Raw genomic sequence first — 24,146 nt, 5'->3', positions numbered from 1 at the left:
CAAAAGTCCCCCTTTGAAGGGGGCAGGGGGATGTCAATCGTGCATGAAAATCCTGTAAATCCGTGGGGGTAGGGGCCCTCTGTAAATCCTAATTCAGACAAAAAAAGACCGCAGGTTTACCTGCGGTCTTTTTCTCAATGTGCATTATCAGGGCCCTATACCTTAACTTCCTTCACTTTATACCCAACAAAGCCATAATAGACAATATAAGCGTAGCAGATCATCGGGATGATGAAGGAAAGCTGCAGATCGCCGGTTAGGTCGGCGAAAAGACCTTGCAGCGGGGGCACGATGGCACCGCCTACGATGGCCATTACCAGGAGGGAAGAACCCTGGCTGGTATGGCGGCCGAGTCCTTTAATGGCCAGGTCAAAGATGGTTGGGAACATGATGGAGTTGAACAGACCGATGGCGATGATCGCCCACATAGCCAGCGAACCTTCCGCCAACACGCCAATCAGCAGCAAGCCGATCACGGCCATGGCAAACAGACCTACGGTGCGGTTAGGTATAAAGCGGGCAAGCAAGAGCACCAGCACGTTTACTGCAATCAATCCGAGAATGATCAGCGCTTCGTTGAGGTCATACAGCACGTACACTGTAAAAAAAGTGACCAGAGCGATCAAGCCGATCACAGCATACTTGCCGGTTTGCTTCAGGGTGCTCAAGGCGACAGCCCCGAAAAAGCGACCGATCATGGCACCTCCCCAATAGAAGGCCAGGTAATGCTTCGCCTCCGATTCGGTCAGGCCTGTGATCTGCGGTAGTTTAATGTAGTTGATCAGGGCACTGCCTATGCTTACTTCACCGCCCACATACATGAAGATACAGATAATGCCCAACACCAGATGCGGATGCTTCATAGCCACAGCGCCGGTTTCAATTTTACCGCTGCCTTCCAGGCGGGGAAGTCTTGCCACCTTAATTAACAGAGCCAACAGCAATAAAAGCGCGGCAAGTCCCAGGTAGGGGAGTTTCACGGAGTCCGCCGTATCAATCTGAGCAGAAGCCACCTGGTCGAAGATCAGGTAACCACCGATGATGGGAGCGATAGTGGTGCCGAAGGAATTAAGTGCCTGTGACAGGTTCATACGGCTGGACGAGGTTTCGGGCGGACCCAGAATCGCTACATAAGGGTTGGCCGTGATCTGCAGTACCGTAATACCGGAAGCCAGTACAAACAAAGCCATCAGGAAAAGACCATAGCTATGAAACTCGGCTGCCGGGTAAAAGAGGGTGCAGCCCAGGGCTGCCACGATCAGACCGATGATGATGCCATTCTTATACCCGATCTTCTGGATAGGATCGCCCTTAACGATGGAAGTTATAAAGTAGAGGAACGACACAATGAAGTAGGCCCCAAAGAAGGCTGTCTGGATCAGCATGGCCTGCCAGAGCTGCAGCGTAAACACCTCCTGCAGTTTCGGGATCAGGATGTCGTTCATACAGGTAATGAAGCCCCACATAAAGAAGAGGAGCGTAACGACGATCAGCGGAGAGGTATAATTTCTATAGTCCCGCGTTGATTCTGTAGACTGTGAAGCAGCTTCGTCGGTCTTAATAGGCGTGATGGATGGCATCAGGGTATAGTTTAGTGTTAAGGTTCGTATTGCGTATAAGGTATGACAATATAATGCTTTTCTGGATTTACCGGATTGCTTTCGTTTTGTTTTTACTCACTACCACTCGTAGAGCAGCTCATTCCCTCTTTTTCCGACTACCACAATCGCATCCATTTTACGTAGGCAGTAGGTGATCTGCCTGCAGCGGTGCGTGGGCAGACCGGTAGCCTTTGCCAGGCATTTGTTCGAAAAGGGCTGGGTCAGGGTAGGAGGCAGAAACTCCAGAAAATCGGTACTCTTGCTGAACACCCTGGACGAGACCACACTAACCAACCTTCTGTCTTTCAGGCTTTCGCGCTTGCGGCGTTTGCTGCCTTTGCCGTCTTTGCAGCGCACTTCCTCTTCCTGTATCAGCGGGAATTCAATGGAAAAGTTGGCATTGGTCATTAATTCCGGCAGTCGTACGAGCTCTTCGAACAGGTCGGTCAGCGCTCCCTTCGTAGTTGACTTTCGCCTTGACAAAATTGAACCACCGGACTTGTCTACCTGCACAATCCATTTCTCGAGCGTGATCGGGTGCAGCATGTGTACGCGGTGCTCTTGTACAAGGGTTTGCAGTTTTGGCCGGATGGCGGTGAAATTTCGCGTCTGTATCTCGACCAACTGCTCTCCGCGCACCAGGTCAATCACAAATCCGCTAACAGGTACTTCAAAGCAATCGCCGGGCTGGGCATACCATTGCTTCAGGGCGGCATGCAGCGACCGTTCGTTGCGTATGCCGATGCCATTACCCCTTATCCCTTCTTTGTCTGCCACTTGTGAATCAGCCATACCTGCTACCTGCTTTTTCTAATTTGCAAAATAGGCATTCTGTTGTAAAATCAGCCTATCGGGCACCTGTAAATTCCTTAGTAGCAGAAAGTAGGTATAAAGCATGTAAGAATTAAGTGTATAAACCAGTGGAAATACGTGTAATTTCTTGAGTTGATTGACCTCAATTTACGTAGTAAGTAAAACTTGTCTCATCAGGCTGGTAATTCGTGTTGCTAACCTGTAGCCTGGCCATAAGTCTCTTAAAAAACGCTATGTTTAAAACAAACTCTGAATCAAATGCGCCGGAATCAGTCGGCGAGGACAATACAAGTGTGGTTTCTGACAGAGAAACTGTATCACACAAAAAACCGGCTGGAGGGACAGCACTTGCAAATGGCTTTCAAGGCTTGCCAGATGTGGTCTGCCTGTCGCACCTGCGCTGGGATTTTGTCTACCAGCGGCCACAGCACCTGCTCTCGCGCTTTGCCAGGCATGCGCGTGTCTTCTTCGTGGAAGAGCCCCTGTTCACTGACTGCCAGGAGCCATACCTGCAGGTGGCTGAGCGCGAAGGTCATGTACAACTCGTCGTGCCGCACATGCCCTATGGTTTTTCCGTGGAAGCTGTGGTGACTGCACAACGCAATCTACTGAACCAGCTATTCGTCAAACATCAACTGACGCACTACCTTTTCTGGTACTATACACCAATGGCCCTCGGCTTTACGGCGCACTTTTCGCCGGTGCTCACCGTGTACGACTGTATGGATGAGCTATCGGCTTTCAGATTTGCGCCCGCACAACTCAAAGAACTGGAACGCGCGCTCTTTCAGAAAGCAGACCTTGTTTTTACAGGAGGCCAAAGCCTGTACGAGGCCAAGAAAAAGCAGCACCCACAGGTTCATGCCTTTCCAAGCAGCATCGACAAGGCACACTTTTCCAGGGCGCGCACCCGATTGCCAGAGCCCGCTGATCAGGCCAGTATACCGGGGCCCCGCATTGGTTTCTTTGGGGTGATAGATGAACGCATGGACCTCGGACTACTGGAAGCCCTGGCAACTGCCCGACCGGATTGGCACCTGATCATGATCGGACCGGTGGTAAAGATCGATCCGGCTACACTGCCCCGTCACGCCAACATTCACTATTTGGGAGGCAAGTCCTATAAGGAACTGCCGGCCTACCTGAGTGGCTGGGATGTGGCGCTCCTTCCTTTCGCCATCAATGAGTCCACCGAATTTATCAGCCCGACTAAAACACCCGAGTACCTGGCAGCCGGCAAGCCTGTGGTGTCAACTCCGATCCGGGATGTAGTCCGCCCTTATGGGGAGGTCGGTCTGGTGCACATTGCCGACACCTCTGATTCCTTCATCACGGCTGTGGAGCACGCCCTGACACAGCAGGAGGATAAACAATGGCTGGCCGCAGTAGATGGTTTCATGGCCGACCTGTCCTGGGACAACACCTGGAGCAGTATGACCAGACTGATCGTGGGTGCCCTGGAGTTGAAAAAGCAGCAGGCCTGATCAGGAGTAATCACTTATATCATAATTCAATACCATATGTTCGACTACCTGATCGTAGGAGCGGGGTTCGCCGGCAGTGTGCTAGCTGAACGCCTGGCCTCTCAGCTGCATAAAAGAGTACTCATTATTGATAAGCGTCCGCATATCGCCGGCAACGCCTTCGATCATTATAACGAAGACGGCATACTGGTGCACAAATACGGGCCGCACATTTTCCATACTAACTCAAAGGAGGTGTTCGACTACCTGTCGCTCTTCACGGCCTGGCGCCCTTATGAGCACCGGGTGCTCGCAAGCGTAGACGGACAGTTGGTCCCCATGCCCATCAACCTCGATACCATCAACAAATTATACGGCCTCAGCCTGACCTCTTTTGAAGTGGATGATTTCTTTAAATCCGTAGCAGAAGAGGTATCGCCGGTGCGGACCTCTGAAGATGTAGTGGTGAGCAAAGTAGGACGCGAGCTTTACGAAAAGTTTTTCCGCAACTATACCCGCAAACAGTGGGGCATGGACCCATCAGAACTGGACAAGTCCGTGACTTCCCGCGTGCCGGTGCGCATCAACCGCGATGACCGCTATTTTACCGATACCTTCCAGGCCATGCCGCTTCACGGCTACACCAGCATGTTCGAAAAGCTACTGGCCCATCCCAACATCAAGATCATGCTCAATACGGACTACCACGAAATACTCGACGTAATTCCTTTCAAAGAGATGATCTATACTGGCCCGGTGGATGAATATTTTGATTTCAGGTTTGGAAAACTCCCTTACCGCTCGCTTGAGTTTAAACACGAAACGCTGGATGCGCCCGTGCACCTCCCTTCTGCAGTTGTGAACTATCCTAACGAGCACGCCTACACCCGCATCACGGAGTTCAAGTATCTGACGGGTCAGCAGCATCCCAAAACGAGCGTGGTATATGAATATCCGCAGGCTGAGGGAGACCCCTATTACCCGGTGCCGCGCCCTGAGAACACGGCCATCTACAACCAGTACAAAAAGCTGGCAGATGCCACGCCGGGAGTACACTTTGTCGGCAGACTGGCTACTTACAAGTACTACAACATGGACCAGGTGGTGGCACAGGCGCTCACGCTATTTAAAAAGCTGTCGTGCCAGGAAGAGGTGCTGCCCTTGCTGGATAGCGCTTTGGTCGGGCATAACGGACATAGCATAAAGCTCGACGAGGTAGAGCTGCGTGCCGGCATCAAAGGCAGCGGCAAAACCACCTGATATCGATACATTTTGCCTGTTATCGGTCAGGTAGCAGGCAATTCCTACTCCACAGGCTTATGGCAGATAAAGCAACGAACACCACCTTACCTGAAAGTCCTTTTCAGTCCTTCTGGATGGCTGGGTTTGAGTGTACCGATAAACTCAATGCCTTTGGTAACAGGGTAGACTTCCTCACCCTGACAGGCCACCTCGCTTTGCTGGAGCAGGACTATCGGAACCTGGCGCCTTTCCAGATCAGGACAGTGCGGGAAGGTATACGGTGGAGCCAGGTGGAGAAAACTCCCTACCAATACGACTGGACAACCGTAGGCTTCATGCTGAAGCAGGGTCGGGCACTGGGCATACAGCAGGTATGGGACCTCTGCCATTTTGGGTACCCCGATGATCTGACGCCCCTGCACCCCATGTTTGCCAGGCGCTTTGCCGCCATGTGCCGTGCTTTTGTGCAGTTTTACCGTTCCCATTTCCCGGATGGCCCGCTGGTGGTCACGCCGATCAACGAAGTGAGTTTTATCTCGTGGCTGGGAGGCGATGTGCGAGGCACTTCGCCGTATTGTATTGGGCAGGGCTGGGAGGTAAAGTACGGCCTGATGCGTGCCTATATTGAAGGTATAGCGGCCATGCGCGAGGTCGACCCGAATATCCGGATCCTGACCACAGAACCGCTGGTGAATATTGTAGCCCCCCGCGACTGCTCGCCCGAGCTACAGGCCGAGGCGCAGCTGGCGCATGAGCACCAGTTCCAGGCAGTGGATATGCTATGCGGCCATGTTTGCCCCGAACTGGGCGGCCGGCCGGAATTCCTGGATATACTGGGGCTCAACTACTACTACAGCAACCAATGGGAGCTGGGCACGCACGCACAGTTGAGCTGGGTGAACGAGCATCAGGACGAGCGCTGGCAGCCTTTGCGTAATTTGTTGCAAATGGCCTATACCCGCTACCAGAAGCCTATCGCGCTGGCAGAGACAAGCCACCCTGGTATAGACCGTCCGCACTGGATCCGTTTTGTTGCAGAGGAATGCGCCGCCGCCCTGCAGGCAGGTATACCTTTATGGGGCATCTGTCTTTACCCCATCATCGACCGTCCCGATTGGGACCATCTTTCACCCTGGCACCGGTCCGGGCTCTGGGACGCGGAAGAAGAGCCCGGTGAACTGCCGGAGCGTGTGTTGTACCAACCCTATGCCGAAGCCCTGCTAGATGCCCATCAAATGATGGAGGAGCTCATTTTCACGGGTGAAGAAAGAGGAATGTCGCGACCTCACAGTAAAATGTCGGGAAGAAACCTGCGCTTTAGGAAGCTGCGGCAGGCCGTTAATGGAAAATTGAGTATTTTTCTACTTTTTCTCAAGGTATGGCTCATTTAAGCCGCTTTAGTTCCCTGTGGTTGATGGAGCTTGCTATTGTGGTAACCGTACGCAAAGTATACCACCAGGCCCAGCGCCAGCCAGGCCAAAAAGCGGGTCCAGTTTGTCAGGCCAAGTTCCGTCATCAGGTATAGGTTAGTGAGCAGACCCAGCACCGGTATAAGCGAAAGATTTCGGATCCAGGTGAGGACAGTGAGGATAGCGGCAATACCGATAAAGCCCAGCAGCGGTAATTTGTGCTGGAAGCTTTCCCAACCACCATCCAGGCTGAAGAGGCCGCTCACCTCAGCGGCACGGAAGCGGTACAGCAGTGCCACAGCCGTCAGTAACAGCAGCGGCAACACATAGCGGCCATTGACATAGGGCACCCGGAAGCCCCTGTGCGCCGCTGTAGCGGCTTTCTGCTTTTCCTCCAGCAAGAGGATGCCGCCGCACACCAGCACAAACGCGAACAGCGTACCGATGCTGGTCAGGTCTGTGACCTCGGTCAGGTTCATGAAGAGGGCCGGTACGGCCACCACAAAACCGGTGACGATCGTGGAGAAGCCGGGCGTTTTGTGTTTCGGGTGGATACGGGAGAAGGCTCTGGGCAAAAGACCGTCGCGGCTCATGGCCATCCAGATACGCGGCTGCCCGTACTGGAAAACCAGGAGCACGCTGGCCATGGCTATAACGGCACTCACAGCCACAATACCGGCCATAGCATCTAGGTTCACCCTTGAAAACACATAAGCCAGCGGGTCGCCTACGGCCAGTTCGCTGAACGGCACCATACCTGTCAGTATCAGTGCCAGCACCACGTACAATACCGTGCAGATCACTAACGTGAAGATCATGGCGCGGGGCAGGTCGCGCTTCGGATTCTCACACTCCTCGGCAGTGGTGGAAATGGCATCGAAGCCGATGTAAGCAAAGAAAACGGCAGACACGCCCTTCATGATGCCCGCTAGTCCGTTCGGGGCAAAGGGAGTCCAGTTGTCGGTGTTCACATAGAAGGCGCCTACTGTGATGACGAGCAAAATAACGATGAGCTTGAGCAGCACCAGCAAATTGGCCGTGCGCTTGGATTCTTTGATGCCGATGTAGACCAAATACGTAATCAGTGCCGTGATACCCAACGCAGGTATATCCGCTACCAGTTTGAAGTCCCCCAGCAACGGTGCGTTTTGCCAGGCCAAAAAAGCTTCCTGCATATGGGTGGGGAAGGAAGATAAGGCCTGCCCCTGTGCGAGCAGCGTCTGCGCCTCATGGAAGCCGCGCGAAGCGCTCAGGAAATCCATGGTCAGGTACTCGGGCATGCCCAGACCGACTCCCCGGAGCACGGCCGTAAAATAGTCGGACCAGGAGATGGCCACGGCAATGTTGCCGATGGCATACTCCATGAGCAGATCCCAGCCGATGATCCAGGCCACAAGCTCCCCGAAAGAAGCATAGGCATAGGTATAGGCGCTACCCGACACAGGTATAGTAGAGGCGAACTGGGCGTAGCACAGGGCCGAAAAACCGCAGGCGATGGCCGCGAAGATAAAGAGCAGCGAAACCCCGGGTCCGCCGGCCGCGCTGGCATTACCGATGGTGCTGAAGATGCCTGCCCCGATGATGGCGGCGATACCAAAGGCAACCAGATCCCTGAATTGGAGGTTGCGCACCAGGTTGGTTCCCTGGATGTTGCCATCCTCCCTGTAGTCCTCTAAAAGGGCTGTGGCATTTTTGCGGCGGGTAAGGTTCTTCACGTAATTTCTCATTTGACAGGTATAGTGTCGGTGTTGGTAGAGGCAATGGAAGTCTGTGGTTTGGATTCAGTTAGGGTGCTGCTTTTCTTGTTGCCGTACACAACAGCAACCCAGCGCGGGAATACGATCACACCTATTACCAGGTATAGGTAGTAGGTCAACAGGCGATACAGGAGAACAATGATGGTGGTAAATCCACCCAGGAAGGCACCGAAGAAGGCCGGGAAGGCAATTTCAGCAAAGCCAGCCCCACCCGGCGTAACGGACACCAGCAATACCACTTTGTAAATGAGGTTACGGGCGAAAACCAGGAAATGGTCTGCCGCATCCAGGTGCGTGAACGCCGCTATCAGGCAGCCGATAATGGCATACCGGGCCGTCCAGACGAAGCTGGTCGAGATGCTCCCGTGCAGCCAGTAGGACGTATTTTTGGTGCGTAAGTGCCTGGAGGCAATCAACAATTCGTTGGCATGGCTCAGCAGCGTTGGACGCCACTTACGTAATAGCCGGAAACTTCCAATCCGCAGCAAAAGGCGCTTGACGGCTTTCGGGTTCATGAACAGGGCGTAGAACATGGTGAAGGCATACAGGGCGATCAGCAGGTATGAGATACCAAAGGCAATACCCAGGCTTTGCCGGAGCGTCTCGTTCATGTTGTCGAAGGAGGGAATCAACTGCCCATCTGCAAACAGCAACACCAGTGGCACTGCCAGCACAAAGTACAGGTTGTCGAGCATGGCGGTCACCATCACCTGTGCGATGGACTTCCCCAGCGGAATCTTCTCCTTGAACAGGATGTAGGCGGCCACAGTAGAGCCACCCACTACCGAGGGCAGGGCACAGGAGGCAAACTCCCAGAGCATGATCACCCGGAAACTCTGCTTCCAACTCAGTGCTTTGTCTGTTATGTAGCGGATGCGGTACATGTAGCCCAGGTCCCTGATGAGCAGCACCAGCAGGGTGACCCCAAGCCAGAGCAGGCTGGCCTGCCGGAGGGTTTGAAGTTGCCCAGGCTCGTAGTTCTTATACAGCATGTAGCCCACCACACCCAGGCCCAGCAACATGGGTAGGATAAGCCTGCGGGCAGAGAACTTCGCCTGTAGTTTTTCTTTTGTCAGTGTCATTATTATGATGGTATCTACTCAGAACTCCACTCGTCGTATTTTGTGCTAATGGCGAAATGGGTGCTTCGTAGTCTAGGTAAAACCCGTTCTCTTTTCTTGTTGCAATGTCAGGCAGGCACAAGCATGGGATTGAAGAAAAGCCAGTGATACCGATTAGCTTTTCTGGAGCCATGGTAGCTTGAAACAGGAGCGGGTTTATAGGGAAACCAACTTTAAAAGCAGTTATCTGATGGTTTCACTCCAGCTATAATGCTGGGGAAGAGGTTGGGAGCTAGGGGCCCTTGGTGAGGATGGTATGGAGGTTGCAATCGTCTTTGGAAACAGGGGAGGCGTACGGTGAAGGTGCGGCGCCCTTATCGACAGGATAAAGTCTATGGAGCAGCGAGCTTACCAAAGGAGCCAACAGCGCTCTTTCGAGCGGAGGCACACCCAAAGCTTCGCCAGAAATGACTTGGCCACCAAGGAGAACGAGCGGGACGTCTTCCGCATCATCCACAATCTGTTGAAGAACCGCATCAGGATAAGATGAAGCTTGCGCGGTGACAGGCTGGACAAATGCTAACACACTGCATAGCAAAACCGCCAGCAGGACGTTCAGCTTTCGAAACAACTGTGCACCCGTAGTTTTCATCGCAACAAAGGAATAGTGTTGTGCCGATTAATGCAACAGCAAAAGCACATATATTTTTACCTGAAAGTCAAGCTTCAAACGGTATTTTGACGGCCCACCTTCGCCTGTACGCTGTTTGCTATTCCTCCTGAAACCATGAAAGGAGAAGCCAGACCAAGTTTGCTAAATACTAGTAGCAGCGCGTTCCAGCTTCTGATATGAGCGCAGGGTTTATCATGACAATCTCAATGCATCACCTTTTTCTCCGATGGCGCCTGGGCCTCCTTCTGCTGGTTTCTGCGGAACCACCAGTACATGGGAATGCCGGTCAATATCAGGGCCATACCGATGGCTGCCTCCCGTGGACGGACAACGATCGTGTTCACAAAAAGGGCGGCACAGAAAAGGACCATGATGGCGGGTACCACCGGGTACCCCCATACCTTATAGGGCCTGAGGGCGTTGGGCATCTTTTTTCGGAGGATGAAGACACCCATTGTAGTGCATCCATAGAAAATGAAGACAGCGAAAATAATCATGTCTGTCAGCTGGTCGAACGTGCCGGAGAGTACCAACAGGCAGGCCCAGATACTCTGGAAACGGAGTGAGTTGGCTGGTGCCTGCGCCTGGTTGAGCTCGGCCGCTTTCCGGAAGAAAAGTCCTTCGCGCGCCATAGCGAAGTATGTGCGGCTGCTTGCCAGCACAGTGGCATTGGTGCAGCCAAAGGTCGTGACCAGAATCAGGATGGAGATGAATATGGTACCCCCATATCCCCAGAAACTCTTGACAACCTCTACGGCTGCAATCTTGTTTCCGGCCGCATGTATCTGCTCCAGCACCGGTATAGGCAAAATGGACAGATAGGTCATGTTCACGATCAGGTAAATGCCTATTACAGTCAGCACCCCGATCGTAATGCCCCTTGGAATATTCTGCTTAGCGTTTTTGACCTCTCCGCCTAAGAATCCGATGGCTGCCCAGCCCTGGTAAGCCCAGAACGCGGAGAGCATGGCCGTGAAGACAGCGCTGAACGTGACGGGAGAACTGGAAACAGACGAAACTGAGAAGCTTTCCCCGATAGATGACTGATCACTGGAAAGACCGAAAAGCACGATGATACCGATTCCGGTGAAGACGAGCAACAGGATGGCAGTGCTCAGCCATGCCCCCATCCGTACGCCCTTCATGTTCACCCAGGTAAGTAGAACGATCAGCACGATGGCTACAAGCTTTATGTTGAAGTCAGCAAAGGGGTAGAAAATACCTACTATTGTGAAGTCGGATAGCCCTTCGAGTATAGGAGGCAGGGGCACGATGCTATGGAGTGACTGCGCGAAGACATAGGACAAGGAAGAGATCGCTGCCGTCTGGATAACAGTGAAAAGCGACCACCCGTAAATGAAGGCGAAGAAACGGTTGTAAATCTTCTTGTAATAGGCGTACTCGCCGCCTGTATCGGCCAGCAGCCCTGCCACCTCCGCATTACAGAGCGCGCCGAACAGAGAAATAATACCAGCCAGCAACCAGCAGATCAGCACCCACTCAGCCGAGTGCAACTCGGCGGCCATCGGGGCCACTTTCTTGTACACGCCAGACCCAATGATATTTCCTATCACAACGACGATGACCAGGCGCAGGCCCAGTGAGCGGTCCAGTTCTCTTTGTTTCCCCATGTGTTATGTCTTGTGCTGGTCTCTTGACAATTAGGCAATTCTAACCCCAATGTAGGATGGAAAAATAATATTTCATACTAATTTATCCATAGCAGTAAAATGTTGGTAAGCAGAAGCGATTAAGCAAAAGTAACCAGTAAGGATTTGGTAGAGACCGATGACCAATCTGAAAAGCACCAGCATAGTAATCGGGGTATTCAATAGATGATGTGCATTGTCTGTGAACACAAGCTACTGGTTGTCTTTCTTCTTACTTTCAAATGTAGAATGTGAACTGTTGGTTAACTTTCCACCGATGAGCCAGTAATTCTAGTTATTACAAATAATGCATTCGCTTATGAGTACCAGATCAGAAAACCAACAAAAGAAGCAGCGTCAAAAAGAATTTCAGGAAAGGAAGGAATACCAGGAGCGCCTTAAAGCTGAAGCCAAAAAAAGTAAACAGGATAAAAATAGGAATGACGTTGAGATTGACAGATGTGGCAAAAGTGAAGACTAATTAGTAGAACTCTTTTATCTCCTAAAGTTCTTTTAGAAGGATATCGCTTTCAAAAAAAACGGGCTTCCTAAATTCCTTGTAAGAAGGTAGAATGAAACAAGAAGGCCTGTAAATGAGTTATTTACAGGCCTTCTTGTTGGGGTGAGTATTGGGCTATTTCCGGGAATTACTTGCCGATGCAAAACTTTGTGAAGATGTTGTCGAGCAAATCATCGTTCGTAATCTCACCCGTGATCATACCCAGACTATAAAGGGCCCGGCGAATATCGGCTGCTACCAGGTCGCCGCTCATGCCTAAACTTATGCCATTGAGCACGTCGTCCAGCGCTTCGTAGGTTTTGTTCAGGCTGTCGACGTGGCGCAAGTTGGTTACGATGGTCTGCTGCTGTGTGTTGAGTTTGCCAACGTTCACCTTGTCTACCAGCGCCTGTTTCAGGTCTTCTAAGTGAACACCCTCCGCAGCGGAAATCTGCACTAATCCCTCTATACCTGCAAATTCAGCCAGTTTATCAGGTGTAGCCTGGTCTATTTTATTGGCGACAGGAAGCAGCGGCAGTTTCTTCGGATTAAGTTCCTCCATCTCAGTTTGCAACTCTTCCGGCGTCGTGCTAGTGATGTCGAATAGGTAAATGATAATCGAGGACTGGCTCAGCTTCTGCATGGTGCGCTCCACCCCGATAGCTTCTACCTTGTCTGTGGTTTCGCGCAGACCGGCTGTATCGATAAAGCGGAACGTGACACCCCCGATGTTGATCTCATCTTCAATGAAGTCGCGGGTCGTGCCCGGAACATCCGACACGATGGCTTTTTCTTCGTTGAGCAGTTTATTGAGCAGGGTGGACTTGCCCGCATTGGGTTTACCCACGATCACGGTCGGAACGCCATTTTTGATCACATTGCCCAGCTCAAATGACTTGAGCAGCTCGCGAATGATCTGCTGTATGTTCAGGATCAGGGTGCGCAATTGGTCACGGTCGGCAAACTCCACATCCTCTTCGCCGAAGTCCAGCTCCAGCTCAATCATGGAAGCAAAGTGCACGAGTTCACCCCGTAGACGCTTGATTTCCTGCGAAAAACCACCACGCATCTGCTTCATGGCTACTTCATGCGAAAGGGCAGAGTCAGAGGCGATCAGGTCGGCCACGGCTTCGGCTTGAGCCAGGTCAAATTGTCCGTTCAGGAAGGCGCGCTTCGTAAACTCCCCGGCATTGGCCAGGCGGGCGCCTTTCTTCAGGAGCAACTGCATGATCTGCTGTACGATAAAATCAGAGCCGTGGCAGGAGATCTCCACCACATTTTCTTTGGTGTAGGAGTGGGGTGCCACAAACAGGGACACCAGCACTTCGTCCATGATCTTATCCCCGTCGCGGAGCGTACCGAAATGGATGGTATGGCTGTCCTGCTTTGTCAGGTCTTTGCCTTTAAAAACAGAATTGGTGATAGCAATGGCCTCAGGGCCTGAGAGACGGATAACTGCAATGGCGCCTGTACCGGGTGCCGTGGCGACCGCTGTAATGGTATCGGTATGTAAAAAATGATGAATCAAGGTATAGCAAGTGTTTTAAAACACAAAATTACGGATTAATCAGGCATTCTTCACCAAACGTTCGTCATTCCTACTTTTGGGTATACTCTTCCCAGGTTTTTGACTTGTGATGATTGTCTCCGAAATAGGTCAGAACCTGATGGAAAGTGGTCGCATCGAGGTAGCCTGGAACGGGCGTGAGCATGTTAAATTTCTCGTCCAGGTATACGGTAGTCGGATAGCTCATCTGCCCCTGCAGGAGGGCAACTGCCAGCTCGTGCGCCCGATACTGCTCCTGATAGGTATAGGTATGGCCGTTGAGCGTGATCGGATTTTTACCCTCGGCATCCAGCTTCACGGCATAGTAGTTTCTGTTGATATAGGCCACCACTGCAGGATCGGTGAAAGTAGACTTATCCATTTTCTTGCACCAGCCGCACCAGTCCGTGTACACGTCGATGACCACTTTGCGCGGTTGCTTTTTAATCTTTTCGGCAGCTTCTTCCATGCTGATCCAATTAATTTTAGCTCCTTTCTGGCTGGCAGTTACTGCAGTTGTCGTCCCATGCCAGGTATAGCCTGACAGTAAAAGCATCAGCGCAAGCAGGGAAAGGAGGTATGTTTTTTTTGGCACGGTGAGTTTTATTTGAATCAGAACGGTTAAAGGGATGCTTCCTGTATATGTTGCTTTATACCTTGTCTTTCAGGTTAATGCCCGACCATCTGCACACGTTTCTGTCTGCGCAATTTGCCATGTGTGGGTGAGAAAAGGAATGCCAGCAGGAACTCTATACCTGTTACAGTGGCGATAGCACCGGCAATTGAACCATCCAGCCACACGGCCAGGTAGTAACCCGCAAAAGAGGCGATGATTCCCAGCAAAACAGAGATTCCCAGCATAGTTTTGAAATCGTCGGTTAGCAGGTAGGCAGTGGCAGGCGGTGCGACCAAAAATGCCACTACGAGGATCGCCCCAACAGACTCAAAAGATGCTACCGTTGTGAGCGACACAGCACCCATCAGTAGGTAGTACCAAAGGGTAGTAGAAATGCCAATGGCCGCTGCGAAGGCCGGATCAAAAGTGGTCAGGAAAAGCTCTTTATACCCCAGCACAATGAAAGCACCGATCAGCAGCGTGACTACCGCCAGTATCCAGACTGTGCGCGGACCTATGCTGAGGCCTCCTTCAGTAATAATAAGGTCGAGCGGCACGTACGCAATTTCGCCATACAGCACGCAGTCCTGGTCCAGGTCCACCTGCCCGGCAAATACGGAGATGAGAATGATACCGATAGCAAAGAGCCAGGTGAAGGTAACGCCAATGGCCGCATCAGCCTGTACCCGTGCATAACGATGGAAGAATTCGATCAGGAAGGTGGTGAGCACACCCAGCAGTCCGGCCCCGATGAGCATAGGAATCGTGTCACGCGAGCCGGTGAACATAAACGCGATCACGATGCCTGGCAGCACAGCATGCGAAATAGCATCGCCCACCATGGCCATACGGCGCAGTATCAGGAAACAACCTAACAGACTGCAGCACGTCGCTACTAAACTCCCCGTCAATATGATCCAGAATGCGTTCACGTTTGTTCTTGTATAGTTAAATTGTTGATGGTTGAATTGTTAATAGTTCTGCAAACGATTGGTCAAGTCGTGATCTGGGCGGTCAACTTTAAGAATATGTTCTCTTATGTCATCTCGAATGTAATGAGAGATCTGGCTTATTGCAATATTTCAGATTTCTCCCTAAGGTCGAAATGACAATGAAAATTCTTAAGTTGGCAGCATTAGGTCATGACCGGTCACTACAGGATCTCATTTCTGATGCTATACCTTTCGTGCATTCTATACCTTCAGTCAAGTTAATTCCTAAATCTATAATTTTCGACTTCTATTCACTCATCCGCTCAATCACTCATTCACTCATTTCCGTCATGGAATTCTCGCACTGTGCGGGTCCAGATCAGGGTAGTTGAGTTCTTCGATCAGGCGCTGCTCCAACTCCGGGGTGATGATGTGCTCGATCGTTTCAGCGTCTTCGTGCACGTGGTCGGAGGCCAGGTTCAGGTACTGCGTCAGGTATAGCTCCCACAAGCGGTGGAGGCGTACCACCCGGCGACCGCGTTTCTCGCCTTCCGGTGTCAGCACCCAGCGACCGTCATCTTTCTGCAGATAACCCTGTCGCTTTAGCTTTTGCAGTCCACCAAGCGCTTCATTCTTAGGTATGTTGCGCCGCTCCAGCAATTCTTCCAGGCTGCGGGCATTACCATAGTCCTGCCGGAGTTCGCCTAATTGGTAAAGCAGCTTGAGCAGGTTTTCCTCCAGGATGCGGGTCTTGTTGCGCCGCTGCTGCAAGATGCGGGCAACCCAGCCACGACCGGGCGCCAGGGCAAAGGACAGGATGGCGATCATCGACACGATCAGCACGATCCAAGGACCGGTTGGCATGGAAGGGGCAGTGTAAGAAACGAAGGCGCCCGCTATACCTGAAAAAGCACCGATGAGCGCGGCGAGTACGAGCATCACCTTCAGGTTTTCGGTCCAGAAACGAGCTGCCGCCGCGGGCGTAATCAACATGGCGGCCATCAATACAACGCCCACAGCCTGTATACCTACCACCACGGCAAATACGGTGAGGGTGGTAAGGAGTAACTCAAGTCCGCGGACCGGAAATCCGATGGTACGGGCATAAGCCTGATCAAAACAAAGGAGGGTAAGTTCTTTAAAAAACAGCACCACAGCTACCAAAAGCATCACGGCTACCACCCCAAAAGCGATCAGATCTTCCCCGATCAGTGAAGCAGCACTACCGAACAAGAATTTGTCAAGTCCGCTCTGAGCGGCGTTGCCGGTTTGCTGAATGGCAGTGAGCAGCAAAATACCAATACCGAAGAAGACCGATAGTACCAACCCGATGGCTGTATCTTCTTTAATCCGGGAACGGGAAGTAATGTAATCAATCACTACCAACGAAAGCCAGCCTGTTACAAAAGCGCCGATCAGCAGAATGAAAGGATTTTTGGTGCCTGATACAATGAAAGCCAGACAGACCCCTGGCAACACCGCATGGGCCACTGCATCACCCACCAACGCCCGCTTGCGCAGCAGCGTAAAGCAGCCCACCACCGCCGAACTGGCAGCCAGCAGCACCGAGCCCAGCGTCACGTACCGTATGTTGGCATCCGTAAACGAGAAAAACTCTATGAAGTCCTGCATTTTATAAAAGGTTAAATTGCTGATGGTTGTTAAATTGTTAATTGTTTTATCTAGTGATGCTGTTTTAGGTAATATAGCCTGCAACTACGAAATTTATACCTACCAATTGGTAGTCGCGGCAATTCCTTTCTTTGAGCGACAGGGGTGGGTTAACCGTGCACCCAGCTATTAGCGAATAACCATTTAACCATCAATAATTAAAGAATTCAACTCTTCTCCCTTGCCGGGAATTCCTGTTTGCGGAGGAGATCGCCAACTTTGCTGAGCAGAGTGAGTTTTCCGCCATAGGTTTGCTCCAGCAGTTCCTGGTTCAGTACCTGTTCTGTAGGGCCGGAGGCTACCAAGCGCATGTTGAGGAGCACCACCCAGTCAAAGTATTCGGAGGCAGACTGCAGGTCGTGGTGCACTACGATTACGGTCTTGCCCTGGTCACGCATCAGGCGAAGCAGCTGGATGATAGCGGTTTCGGTGGCAATGTCGACGCCGGCAAAGGGCTCGTCCATGAAATAAACGTCGGCATTCTGGGCAAGTGCCCTTGCCAGAAACACGCGCTGCTGCTGTCCTCCGGAAAGCTGCGAGATCTGACGCTCAGCAAAGCTTTGCATACCTACTTGTTCAAGCGCTTCCATGGCTGCGTCCTTGTCGGCTTTGCGGGGGCGCTTGAACAAACCCAGTTGGCCATACCTGCCCATCAGCACCACGTCAAATACAGAGGCTGGAAAGTCCCAGTCCACTGACTCGCGCTGTGGTACATAGCTGATGCGGCTGTATACCTGTTTTAGCGGTTGGTCAAAAATGCGCACATAGCCGCTGCTGACAGGTAGCAGGTTCATCATCGCTTTGATCAGGGTAGACTTGCCTGCACCGTTCGGACCGATCACTCCCACAAGCGCACCAGCCGGTAGGGTAAGATCAATGCCCCACAATACCGGTTTCCGGTCATAACTCACCGTTAGATCGTGTACTTCTACTACTGGATTTTCTACTTGAAGTATCATAGGATATCCTTCTTATTTTAAAGAAGTTACAATCGTGTTCGTGTTGTGTCTTACCATGCCTGTATAGGTTCCCTCCGGGGTGCCCTCTTCGCCCATGGCGTCTGAGTACAGGGTGCCGCCAATCAGTACTTTGTGACCTCGTTCGCTGCAGCCCTGCACCACCGCCTCAATGGCTTTCGGAGATACTGAAGATTCGACAAAGACCGCCTTGATTTTGTTGGCTACAATGTACTTGACAAGTGATGAAACGTCCTGCAGCCCGAATTCGGATAGGGTAGAGATGCCCTGCAAACCGCGCACCTCTATACCGTATGCGTTGCCGTAGTAGCCAAAGGCGTCGTGTGCGGTGATCAGGATACGTTGCTGTTCAGGTATGGAAGCAATGGCGGCTTTGGTTTCGTTGTGCAATGTTGACAGCGCACGCAGGTATTCTGCCGTTTGCTCCTGGTACACCATGGCATGCTGCGGGTCTTTTTTCTGCAGTTCGCTGCTTAGGTGCACAGTCACCTGCATCCAGAGTGAGACATCAAACCAAACGTGCGGGTCGTGACTGTCAGCAAAAGCAGCAGAATTCAACAGATCGGACTTTGGTATACCTGCTGTAGCGGCGAGCACGGTTTTGTAGCGGCTCAGCTTTTCAAGCACTTCACCCATTTTGCCCTCCAGGTGTAGCCCATTGTAAATGATCACATCTGCCTCCGTCAGCATGTTGAGGTCGCCCTGCGTCGCTTTGTACAGGTGCGGATCAACACCGCTTCCCATGATCGCTTCTACGTCTGCTGCATCGCCTACAATGTTCACAACAGCATCTTTCAGTATACCTGTCGTGGTTACAATGCGCATGCGCTTTCCGGCTGGCACCTCGCCCCGGGTGTCGACCTGGGTACAGGCTGTTCCAAGTAGCATTACCAGCAGCAGATACAGGAAAAGGGCAGGAGCTTTCATACTAGGCAGACAGGAAAATATTACGTGCTACTTCACTGGATACTACCAGGTTCTTTTTGTTCTCCAGGTTAATTTCCAGTGAGTTATCGTATGGGATCTTATCGATTACTTTAATCTTGGCTCCCAGGAATATCCCCATCTTGTCGAGGTACTGCAGGAAGAGCGGTTGAGAGTCGTTGACGCCTACTACTGTGCCGGAGCTGTTCACTTCTAGTTCTGCCAGCAGACGCTGCTGCTTAGTATTCATCTCGCCGTCTTCCGTGGGGATCGGGTCGCCATGTGGGTCAAACTTTGGATAGCCCAGAAACTCATCAAGCCGCCGGATAAGCAAGTCAGAATTGATGTGCTCCAGTTCCTCGGCCATGTCATGCACCTCGTCCCAGTTGAACTTCAACTTCTCCACCAGGAAAACCTCCCACAACCTGTGTTTGCGGATGATCTGCAAGGCCACCCGCTCACCGCTCTCCGTCAGGGTCACGCCCCGATATTTCACATAGTCGGCTATACCTTTGGCGCTCAATTTGCGCAGCATATCCGTTACAGAGGCCGCCTTGGTGTCCAAGGCGTCGGCTATTGCATTGGTGTTCACCTCACGGGTACCGCCGTCCGAAAGCTTGTAGATGGCCTTGATGTAATTTTCTTCAGTAAAGCTGTGCACTTATTGTTGATTGAGTGAATGAGTGAGTTAGTGATTGAGTGAGTTGGTAAATGAGTTAATTATTAAATTGTTGAGATTAATAATTTGTCCTTGAAACATCACTCAACCAAAAAAACTCTCATTCACTAACTCACTCAACTTAGAAATTACCATCTGATGAGCGCAGAGGCCCAGGTGAAGCCGGAGCCGAAGGCTGCCATACATACCAGGTCCCCCTCCTTGATGCGCCCTTCCTGTACGGCTTCGCTCAGTGCGATTGGTACGGAGGCAGCCGTTGTGTTGCCGTATTTCTGGATATTACTCATCACTTTTTCGGCTGGTAGTCCCATCTTCTGCTGAATATAAGACGTGATGCGCAGGTTAGCCTGATGCGGTATAAGCATATCAACATCAGATGCTTTATACCCATTCTTGTTAAGTGCTTCTTCAATCACTTCCGGGAAGCGCGTTACGGCATGTTTGAACACCTGGTTGCCGTTCATGTAAGGATAGATGGTGCCCTCGTCGATCATTTCGTGCGTCAGCCGGTCTTTTTTGGTACTGCCCGGGTCGATCACGGCCAATTCTTCGGCAAACTCGCCATCGGCGTGCAAGTGTGTGGAAAGTATACCGCGATCCGTGCTCTCAGAAGGAGTGAGTACCACAGCGCCCGCGCCGTCGCCAAAGATCACGGATACGTTACGGCCACGGGTAGAAAAATCCAGTCCGTTGGAGTGAATTTCAGAGCCTACCACCAGGATGTTGTTGTACATGCCGGTTTTGATGAACTGGTCGGCCACCGAGAGGGCATATACAAAGCCGGAGCACTGGTTGCGCACGTCCAACGCGGGTATATCTTTCAGGCCCATTTCGCGCTGCATCAGCACACCGGAGCCAGGGAACACATAATCCGGGCTGAGGGTAGCAAACACGATCATGTCCACCTCCTCTGGCTTCAAACCGGCCATTTCAAGAGCTTTCATAGAGGCCTTGGCGCCCATGTTGGATGTCGTGTCTACGCCCTCCTGGAAGTAGCGACGCTCCTGTATACCTGTTCGCTCACGGATCCATTCGTCTGAGGTTTCCATGATTTTCTCCAGATCAAAATTGGTGACTATCTTTTCAGGCACGTAGTGGCCTACGCCGGCTATCTTTGAGTTTCGCATAATATAAGGTTTAGCTTTACAAATATACTGATTCTATTCAAATTTAGATTCGTCTAAAAATTAATTTTCAACTTGCTTATACCTTGGTCAGAAGAAGTTTGATTAACTGTAGCAATTTTTCTTCTTCACTTTCCCAGTAAATGGTGTCAGGTATACCTTGTTTGTAAAAATTGAGAGTGCTCAGTTTGGGGTACAGTTCCTGTGCGTTTAGTCGGCTAAAATCAATGGCCAGGCCGGCATCGTTTCCCTCTACTATACCTTGCCACAAAGGGTTTTCCTGGATCAGGATAGGCAGTCCATGTGCCATGTATTCGTAGAGTTTCGTAGGGATGCAGCGAAAAGTACTCGCATTGGGTCGGTAAGGCAGTAAGCCGATATGACTCTCCTGTATTTGTTGCAATATATCCTTATGCGGCACCAGCTTATTGCCACCAATTAGCTCGACAAAAGGCAGTTGATGACAAGCTTTTTCAAGTTTTGTTAAGGTATAGCTGTTGGCGCAATAGCCAATGATGGTTAGTTTCACTTCAGGCCGCACAACCTGTAACTGCTTTGCTAGCTTAATAGCTTCCCACACGCCGTACTCTTCGGCAATAGTGCCGCTGTAAAGCAAACGTAGCGGCCCGGCAGGAGGCAGGCCGGCAGGTATAGCAGTAATTGGCAGTTTTTGACTGCCTTTGTACTTGTTCTCTATAAAGGTATAGCGATCGCCCAAAAAGGGAAGCTCCTCGGCATAACTACGCTCGGCCAGCAGATAGTGATCGATGCTGGAGGCTGTCATCTTTTCGATGGTGCGAATGCTCAGCGCCAGCAGATGTTTAAGCGGCCAGCTATAGTTGTGCTGTGCCCGCAAGTTAAGGCTATAGTTTTCCTGAATATCGTATACAATTCCAACGCCCTTATACCTGGCTTTATATAGGAGCGTAGCTAGTAGCAATTCGTGTGTGCTCACGATCACGAACTGTGGCCGGATGTGCTGGAGCAGGCGGTAGTAATCGCGCTGGGCAGTTAGGCGGCCGGTGCTGAGTCTCCTGAATTGGAAAATAGGGTGGAAGTGCAGGTTGTCCGGTGCTCCGGCAGGTATAGGCGCACTGTATCCGGCCAGATGGATGCTTGCACCAGAAATCTTGCTCAGCGACATGCCCAGCTTTTCATAGAGCCGGGTGTCGTTTATGGGCTTGAGCAGCGAGGCCAGCAGGATTCTCTTTTCAGACATCGCCTAAATTTAATACTTTTACGCTTTGATTCTCTATAAACGAAAAATAGCATGGCATTACAGCAGATAATAGAGCAGGCCTGGGAAAACCGTGACTTGCTGAAAGAACATAATACGATTGAAGCGGTTCGCGCCGTGATAGAAGAGCTGGACAAAGGCCGTCTGCGTGTGGCAGAGCCTGTTGGTAATGACTGGAAGGTAAACGAGTGGGTGAAGAAGGCGGTGCTGATGTACTTCCCGATTCAGGCGATGAAGACGATAGAAGTTGGTCCGTTTGAGTTTCATGACAAGATTGCCCTTAAATCGAACTATGCGCAACTGGGTGTGCGTGTCGTGCCTCATGCAGTGGCCCGTTACGGCGCTTATCTTGCCAAAGGTGTAATCATGATGCCTTCTTATGTAAATATTGGCGCTTACGTGGACGAAGGTACGATGGTGGATACCTGGGCTACCGTAGGCAGCTGTGCACAGGTGGGCAAGCACGTGCACTTGAGTGGCGGCGTTGGGCTGGGCGGTGTGCTGGAGCCAGTACAGGCAGCCCCTACGATTATTGAAGACGGCGCCTTTATCGGATCGCGCAGCATTCTGGTAGAGGGATGCCGCATCGGCAAAGAAGCAGTGATCGGCGCTGGCGTAACAATCACGGGCAGCTCCAAAATCATCGATGTGACAGGCAGTGAGCCGAAAGAGTACAGAGGATATGTGCCGCCGCGTGCCGTGGTTATACCTGGTTCCTATACCAAGAAATTCCCGGCAGGAGACTTCCAGGTACCATGTGCCCTTATCATCGGCCAGCGCAAAGAAAGTACCGATCTTAAAACTTCGCTCAACGATGCACTGCGTGAAAATGCTGTAGCAGTTTAAAATTTTTATACTTCCCTTTATTTAACTGAAAATCCCCCTGCTGATATGGCAGGGGGATTTCTTTTTTTAAAGTATAGCTGAAAGTATAGACTAGCCTCTGGAATGCAGGGCGATGCGGTTACCTTCTGTGTCCATGATCAAAGCCATAAAGCCGATGTCCTCTGCTATCAGCGTCTTGTCCTGCAGCAGTTTACCGCCCGCCTTCTCTACCCTGGCCAGTTCGTTTGCTAAGTCTCCAGACGGGGAGGAGAAGTAGACCACCGTTCCGTCGGCAGAAGGTTTGTACTTCTCTTCATGCTTCACAAGCGAGCCTGAAGCACCTGAAGCCTCCTCGGACCATGGGAACCAGGCCATTTCCTCGTCGCCAATGGTCTGGTAGTGCAGGTTGTAGCCAAACACCGTTTCATAAAAACGGATAGCCCGCGGCATATCGGTCACTGGTATCTCAAACCAGCCTACTACATTAAAGGTCTGTGCCATCGTTATTGTGCAAAGTGTTTTTTCTTGAATCGGTCTGCCACTATCAATTCTTTCGAACCGTGCGACCAGGAATAGAAGCCCTGACCTGTCTTCACGCCTTTATGACCCGCTTGCACCATGTTTACCAGCAGTGGGCATGGGGCATATTTCGGATTGCCGAAGCCGTCATGCAGCACGTTCAGGATAGAAAGGCACACGTCCAGGCCAATGAAATCGGCGAGTTGCAGCGGTCCCATCGGGTGCGCCATACCCAGCTTCATGATCGTGTCAATCTCTTCTACACCGGCCACGCCTTCATATAAAGAGTAGATGGCCTCGTTGATCATCGGCATCAGAATACGGTTGGCTACGAAGCCCGGGTAGTCATTACATTCAGTCGGCACCTTGCCCAGTTGCAGCGACATATCCATTACCTGGCTGGTCACTTCGTCGGAAGTAGAGTAGCCACGGATGATCTCAACCAGTTTCATCACCGGCACCGGGTTCATGAAGTGCATGCCAATCACTTTGTCCGGGCGCTTGGTCACCGAAGCAATTTTGGTGATGGAGATAGAGGAGGTGTTGCTGGCCAGTATCGCTTCCGGCTTGGCAAAAGCGTCCAGGTCTCTGAAGATCTTCAGCTTCAGGTCTACGTTTTCCGTGGCCGCCTCCACGATCAGATCAGCTTCCTGCACACCCTCCCTCATATCGGTATAGGTGGTAATGCGGTCCAGGGTCTGGCTTTTCTGCTCCTCCGTCAGGTTGCCTTTGGCTATGATGCGATCGAGGTTTTTGGTAATAGTAGCGAGCGCCTTGTTGAGCGCCTCTTCTGAAATGTCAACCAATGAAACAGGGAAACCATTTTGGGCAAATACGTGGGCTATACCGTTACCCATAGTGCCCGAACCAATGACTGCTATTTTCTTCATAGATGAATATGCGTGTAGTTAAAAATACATTACAAAGCT

The 24,146-nt window shown here is 51.4% G+C and carries 22 protein-coding genes; 6 read left to right on the top strand and 16 right to left on the bottom strand.

Annotated features, from left to right (window positions below; translation table 11 throughout):
• Nucleotides 1-155: 155 nt before the first annotated feature.
• Nucleotides 156-1,580: a sugar MFS transporter gene (locus L1278_RS15540; RefSeq protein WP_253405936.1), complete on the bottom strand. Its 1,425-nt coding sequence runs from the start codon at nt 1,578-1,580 to the stop codon at nt 156-158.
• 99 nt (nt 1,581-1,679) lie between these two features.
• Nucleotides 1,680-2,393: a hypothetical protein gene (locus L1278_RS15535; protein WP_253405935.1), complete on the bottom strand. Its 714-nt coding sequence runs from the start codon at nt 2,391-2,393 to the stop codon at nt 1,680-1,682.
• Between the two features lie 254 nt (nt 2,394-2,647).
• Here L1278_RS15535 and L1278_RS15530 point away from each other — a divergent pair, with 254 nt between their 5' ends.
• The 3 genes from L1278_RS15530 to L1278_RS15520 are packed head-to-tail and all read left to right on the top strand — an operon-like array spanning nt 2,648 to nt 6,510.
• Nucleotides 2,648-3,898: a glycosyltransferase family 1 protein gene (locus tag L1278_RS15530; protein WP_253405934.1), complete on the top strand. Its 1,251-nt coding sequence runs from the start codon at nt 2,648-2,650 to the stop codon at nt 3,896-3,898.
• A gap of 36 nt (nt 3,899-3,934) precedes the next feature.
• Entirely contained in the window at nt 3,935-5,137 is a 1,203-nt protein-coding gene (glf, locus tag L1278_RS15525; RefSeq protein ID WP_253405933.1) for a UDP-galactopyranose mutase, read from the top strand.
• Between the two features lie 59 nt (nt 5,138-5,196).
• Nucleotides 5,197-6,510 (top strand): amine oxidase, encoded by a 1,314-nt coding sequence (locus L1278_RS15520; protein ID WP_253405932.1) that lies wholly within the window; start codon nt 5,197-5,199, stop codon nt 6,508-6,510.
• Here L1278_RS15520 and L1278_RS15515 read toward each other — a convergent pair.
• Nucleotides 6,507-8,243 carry an amino acid permease gene (locus tag L1278_RS15515; protein ID WP_371927365.1) on the bottom strand — a complete coding sequence of 579 codons (1,737 nt, stop codon included), beginning with the start codon at nt 8,241-8,243 and terminating at the stop codon, nt 6,507-6,509. The genes L1278_RS15520 and L1278_RS15515 overlap by 4 nt on opposite strands.
• A gap of 8 nt (nt 8,244-8,251) precedes the next feature.
• Complete coding sequence (locus tag L1278_RS15510) at nt 8,252-9,367, bottom strand: lysylphosphatidylglycerol synthase transmembrane domain-containing protein (RefSeq protein WP_253405930.1); 1,116 nt, start codon at nt 9,365-9,367, stop codon at nt 8,252-8,254.
• A gap of 373 nt (nt 9,368-9,740) precedes the next feature.
• Between L1278_RS15510 and L1278_RS15505 the strand changes: the two genes are divergently transcribed.
• Nucleotides 9,741-9,896, top strand: a complete 156-nt coding sequence (locus L1278_RS15505) for a hypothetical protein (protein ID WP_253405929.1) — start codon at nt 9,741-9,743, stop codon at nt 9,894-9,896.
• Between the two features lie 326 nt (nt 9,897-10,222).
• On the opposite strand, the gene L1278_RS15500 is transcribed toward L1278_RS15505, so the two are convergent.
• Nucleotides 10,223-11,650, bottom strand: coding sequence for an APC family permease (locus L1278_RS15500; RefSeq protein ID WP_253405928.1), 1,428 nt, complete (start codon nt 11,648-11,650; stop codon nt 10,223-10,225).
• A 337-nt stretch (nt 11,651-11,987) separates the two neighbouring features.
• On the opposite strand from L1278_RS15500, the gene L1278_RS15495 reads away from it, so the two are divergent.
• Nucleotides 11,988-12,149, top strand: a complete 162-nt coding sequence (locus L1278_RS15495) for a hypothetical protein (RefSeq protein WP_253405927.1) — start codon at nt 11,988-11,990, stop codon at nt 12,147-12,149.
• 166 nt (nt 12,150-12,315) lie between these two features.
• Here L1278_RS15495 and mnmE read toward each other — a convergent pair whose 3' ends face one another.
• The 9 genes from mnmE to L1278_RS15450 form a co-directional block, all read right to left on the bottom strand.
• Nucleotides 12,316-13,695, bottom strand: a complete 1,380-nt coding sequence (gene mnmE / locus L1278_RS15490) for a tRNA uridine-5-carboxymethylaminomethyl(34) synthesis GTPase MnmE (protein WP_253405926.1) — start codon at nt 13,693-13,695, stop codon at nt 12,316-12,318.
• A gap of 70 nt (nt 13,696-13,765) precedes the next feature.
• A complete protein-coding gene (locus tag L1278_RS15485) occupies nt 13,766-14,308 on the bottom strand; it encodes a thioredoxin fold domain-containing protein (RefSeq protein WP_253405925.1) in 543 nt (180 codons plus the stop codon).
• Nucleotides 14,309-14,382: 74 nt separating this feature from the next.
• Complete coding sequence (locus L1278_RS15480) at nt 14,383-15,261, bottom strand: metal ABC transporter permease (protein ID WP_253405924.1); 879 nt, start codon at nt 15,259-15,261, stop codon at nt 14,383-14,385.
• A 348-nt stretch (nt 15,262-15,609) separates the two neighbouring features.
• On the bottom strand, nt 15,610-16,893 hold the full coding sequence (locus tag L1278_RS15475; RefSeq protein ID WP_253405923.1) for an iron chelate uptake ABC transporter family permease subunit: 1,284 nt from the start codon (nt 16,891-16,893) through the stop codon (nt 15,610-15,612).
• Between the two features lie 206 nt (nt 16,894-17,099).
• The gene (locus L1278_RS15470; protein ID WP_253405922.1) at nt 17,100-17,891 is read right to left on the bottom strand and encodes a metal ABC transporter ATP-binding protein; all 792 of its coding nucleotides are present in this window, start codon (nt 17,889-17,891) and stop codon (nt 17,100-17,102) included.
• 12 nt (nt 17,892-17,903) lie between these two features.
• Nucleotides 17,904-18,836, bottom strand: a complete 933-nt coding sequence (locus tag L1278_RS15465) for a metal ABC transporter solute-binding protein, Zn/Mn family (protein WP_253405921.1) — start codon at nt 18,834-18,836, stop codon at nt 17,904-17,906.
• 1 nt (nt 18,837) lies between these two features.
• Nucleotides 18,838-19,494, bottom strand: a complete 657-nt coding sequence (locus L1278_RS15460; protein WP_253405920.1) for an iron dependent repressor, metal binding and dimerization domain protein — start codon at nt 19,492-19,494, stop codon at nt 18,838-18,840.
• 146 nt (nt 19,495-19,640) lie between these two features.
• Nucleotides 19,641-20,639 (bottom strand): 3-oxoacyl-ACP synthase III family protein, encoded by a 999-nt coding sequence (locus tag L1278_RS15455; RefSeq protein WP_253405919.1) that lies wholly within the window; start codon nt 20,637-20,639, stop codon nt 19,641-19,643.
• A 76-nt stretch (nt 20,640-20,715) separates the two neighbouring features.
• Nucleotides 20,716-21,855: a glycosyltransferase gene (locus L1278_RS15450; protein ID WP_253405918.1), complete on the bottom strand. Its 1,140-nt coding sequence runs from the start codon at nt 21,853-21,855 to the stop codon at nt 20,716-20,718.
• A gap of 51 nt (nt 21,856-21,906) precedes the next feature.
• On the opposite strand from L1278_RS15450, the gene L1278_RS15445 reads away from it, so the two are divergent.
• Entirely contained in the window at nt 21,907-22,719 is an 813-nt protein-coding gene (locus L1278_RS15445) for a 2,3,4,5-tetrahydropyridine-2,6-dicarboxylate N-succinyltransferase (RefSeq protein ID WP_253405917.1), read from the top strand.
• 90 nt (nt 22,720-22,809) lie between these two features.
• On the opposite strand, the gene L1278_RS15440 is transcribed toward L1278_RS15445, so the two are convergent.
• Nucleotides 22,810-23,199 (bottom strand): VOC family protein, encoded by a 390-nt coding sequence (locus tag L1278_RS15440; protein WP_253405916.1) that lies wholly within the window; start codon nt 23,197-23,199, stop codon nt 22,810-22,812.
• Between the two features lie 2 nt (nt 23,200-23,201).
• Complete coding sequence (locus tag L1278_RS15435; RefSeq protein WP_253405915.1) at nt 23,202-24,107, bottom strand: 3-hydroxyacyl-CoA dehydrogenase family protein; 906 nt, start codon at nt 24,105-24,107, stop codon at nt 23,202-23,204.
• Between the last annotated feature and the right edge of the window lie 39 nt (nt 24,108-24,146).

Source organism: Pontibacter sp. HSC-36F09 (assembly GCF_024171605.1).
GTDB lineage: Bacteria > Bacteroidota > Bacteroidia > Cytophagales > Hymenobacteraceae > Pontibacter.
Note: the sequence above shows the minus strand (reverse complement) of the source record. Positions and strands in the feature narration are given on the sequence as shown.

What these genes read in the sequence shown, in the direction of transcription:
- glf (WP_253405933.1), top strand. Translation starts at nt 3,935, where the DNA reads ATGTTCGACTACCTGATCGTAGGAGCGGGGTTCGCCGGCAGTGTGCTA.
- L1278_RS15510 (WP_253405930.1), bottom strand. Translation starts at nt 9,367, where the DNA reads ATGACACTGACAAAAGAAAAACTACAGGCGAAGTTCTCTGCCCGCAGG.
- L1278_RS15440 (WP_253405916.1), bottom strand. Translation starts at nt 23,199, where the DNA reads ATGGCACAGACCTTTAATGTAGTAGGCTGGTTTGAGATACCAGTGACC.
- L1278_RS15445 (WP_253405917.1), top strand. Translation starts at nt 21,907, where the DNA reads ATGGCATTACAGCAGATAATAGAGCAGGCCTGGGAAAACCGTGACTTG.
- L1278_RS15530 (WP_253405934.1), top strand. Translation starts at nt 2,648, where the DNA reads ATGTTTAAAACAAACTCTGAATCAAATGCGCCGGAATCAGTCGGCGAG.
- L1278_RS15540 (WP_253405936.1), bottom strand. Translation starts at nt 1,580, where the DNA reads ATGCCATCCATCACGCCTATTAAGACCGACGAAGCTGCTTCACAGTCT.
- L1278_RS15535 (WP_253405935.1), bottom strand. Translation starts at nt 2,393, where the DNA reads ATGGCTGATTCACAAGTGGCAGACAAAGAAGGGATAAGGGGTAATGGC.
- L1278_RS15450 (WP_253405918.1), bottom strand. Translation starts at nt 21,855, where the DNA reads ATGTCTGAAAAGAGAATCCTGCTGGCCTCGCTGCTCAAGCCCATAAAC.
- L1278_RS15500 (WP_253405928.1), bottom strand. Translation starts at nt 11,650, where the DNA reads ATGGGGAAACAAAGAGAACTGGACCGCTCACTGGGCCTGCGCCTGGTC.
- L1278_RS15495 (WP_253405927.1), top strand. Translation starts at nt 11,988, where the DNA reads ATGAGTACCAGATCAGAAAACCAACAAAAGAAGCAGCGTCAAAAAGAA.
- L1278_RS15435 (WP_253405915.1), bottom strand. Translation starts at nt 24,107, where the DNA reads ATGAAGAAAATAGCAGTCATTGGTTCGGGCACTATGGGTAACGGTATA.
- L1278_RS15505 (WP_253405929.1), top strand. Translation starts at nt 9,741, where the DNA reads ATGGAGCAGCGAGCTTACCAAAGGAGCCAACAGCGCTCTTTCGAGCGG.
- L1278_RS15475 (WP_253405923.1), bottom strand. Translation starts at nt 16,893, where the DNA reads ATGCAGGACTTCATAGAGTTTTTCTCGTTTACGGATGCCAACATACGG.
- L1278_RS15465 (WP_253405921.1), bottom strand. Translation starts at nt 18,836, where the DNA reads ATGAAAGCTCCTGCCCTTTTCCTGTATCTGCTGCTGGTAATGCTACTT.
- L1278_RS15455 (WP_253405919.1), bottom strand. Translation starts at nt 20,639, where the DNA reads ATGCGAAACTCAAAGATAGCCGGCGTAGGCCACTACGTGCCTGAAAAG.
- L1278_RS15520 (WP_253405932.1), top strand. Translation starts at nt 5,197, where the DNA reads ATGGCAGATAAAGCAACGAACACCACCTTACCTGAAAGTCCTTTTCAG.
- L1278_RS15470 (WP_253405922.1), bottom strand. Translation starts at nt 17,891, where the DNA reads ATGATACTTCAAGTAGAAAATCCAGTAGTAGAAGTACACGATCTAACG.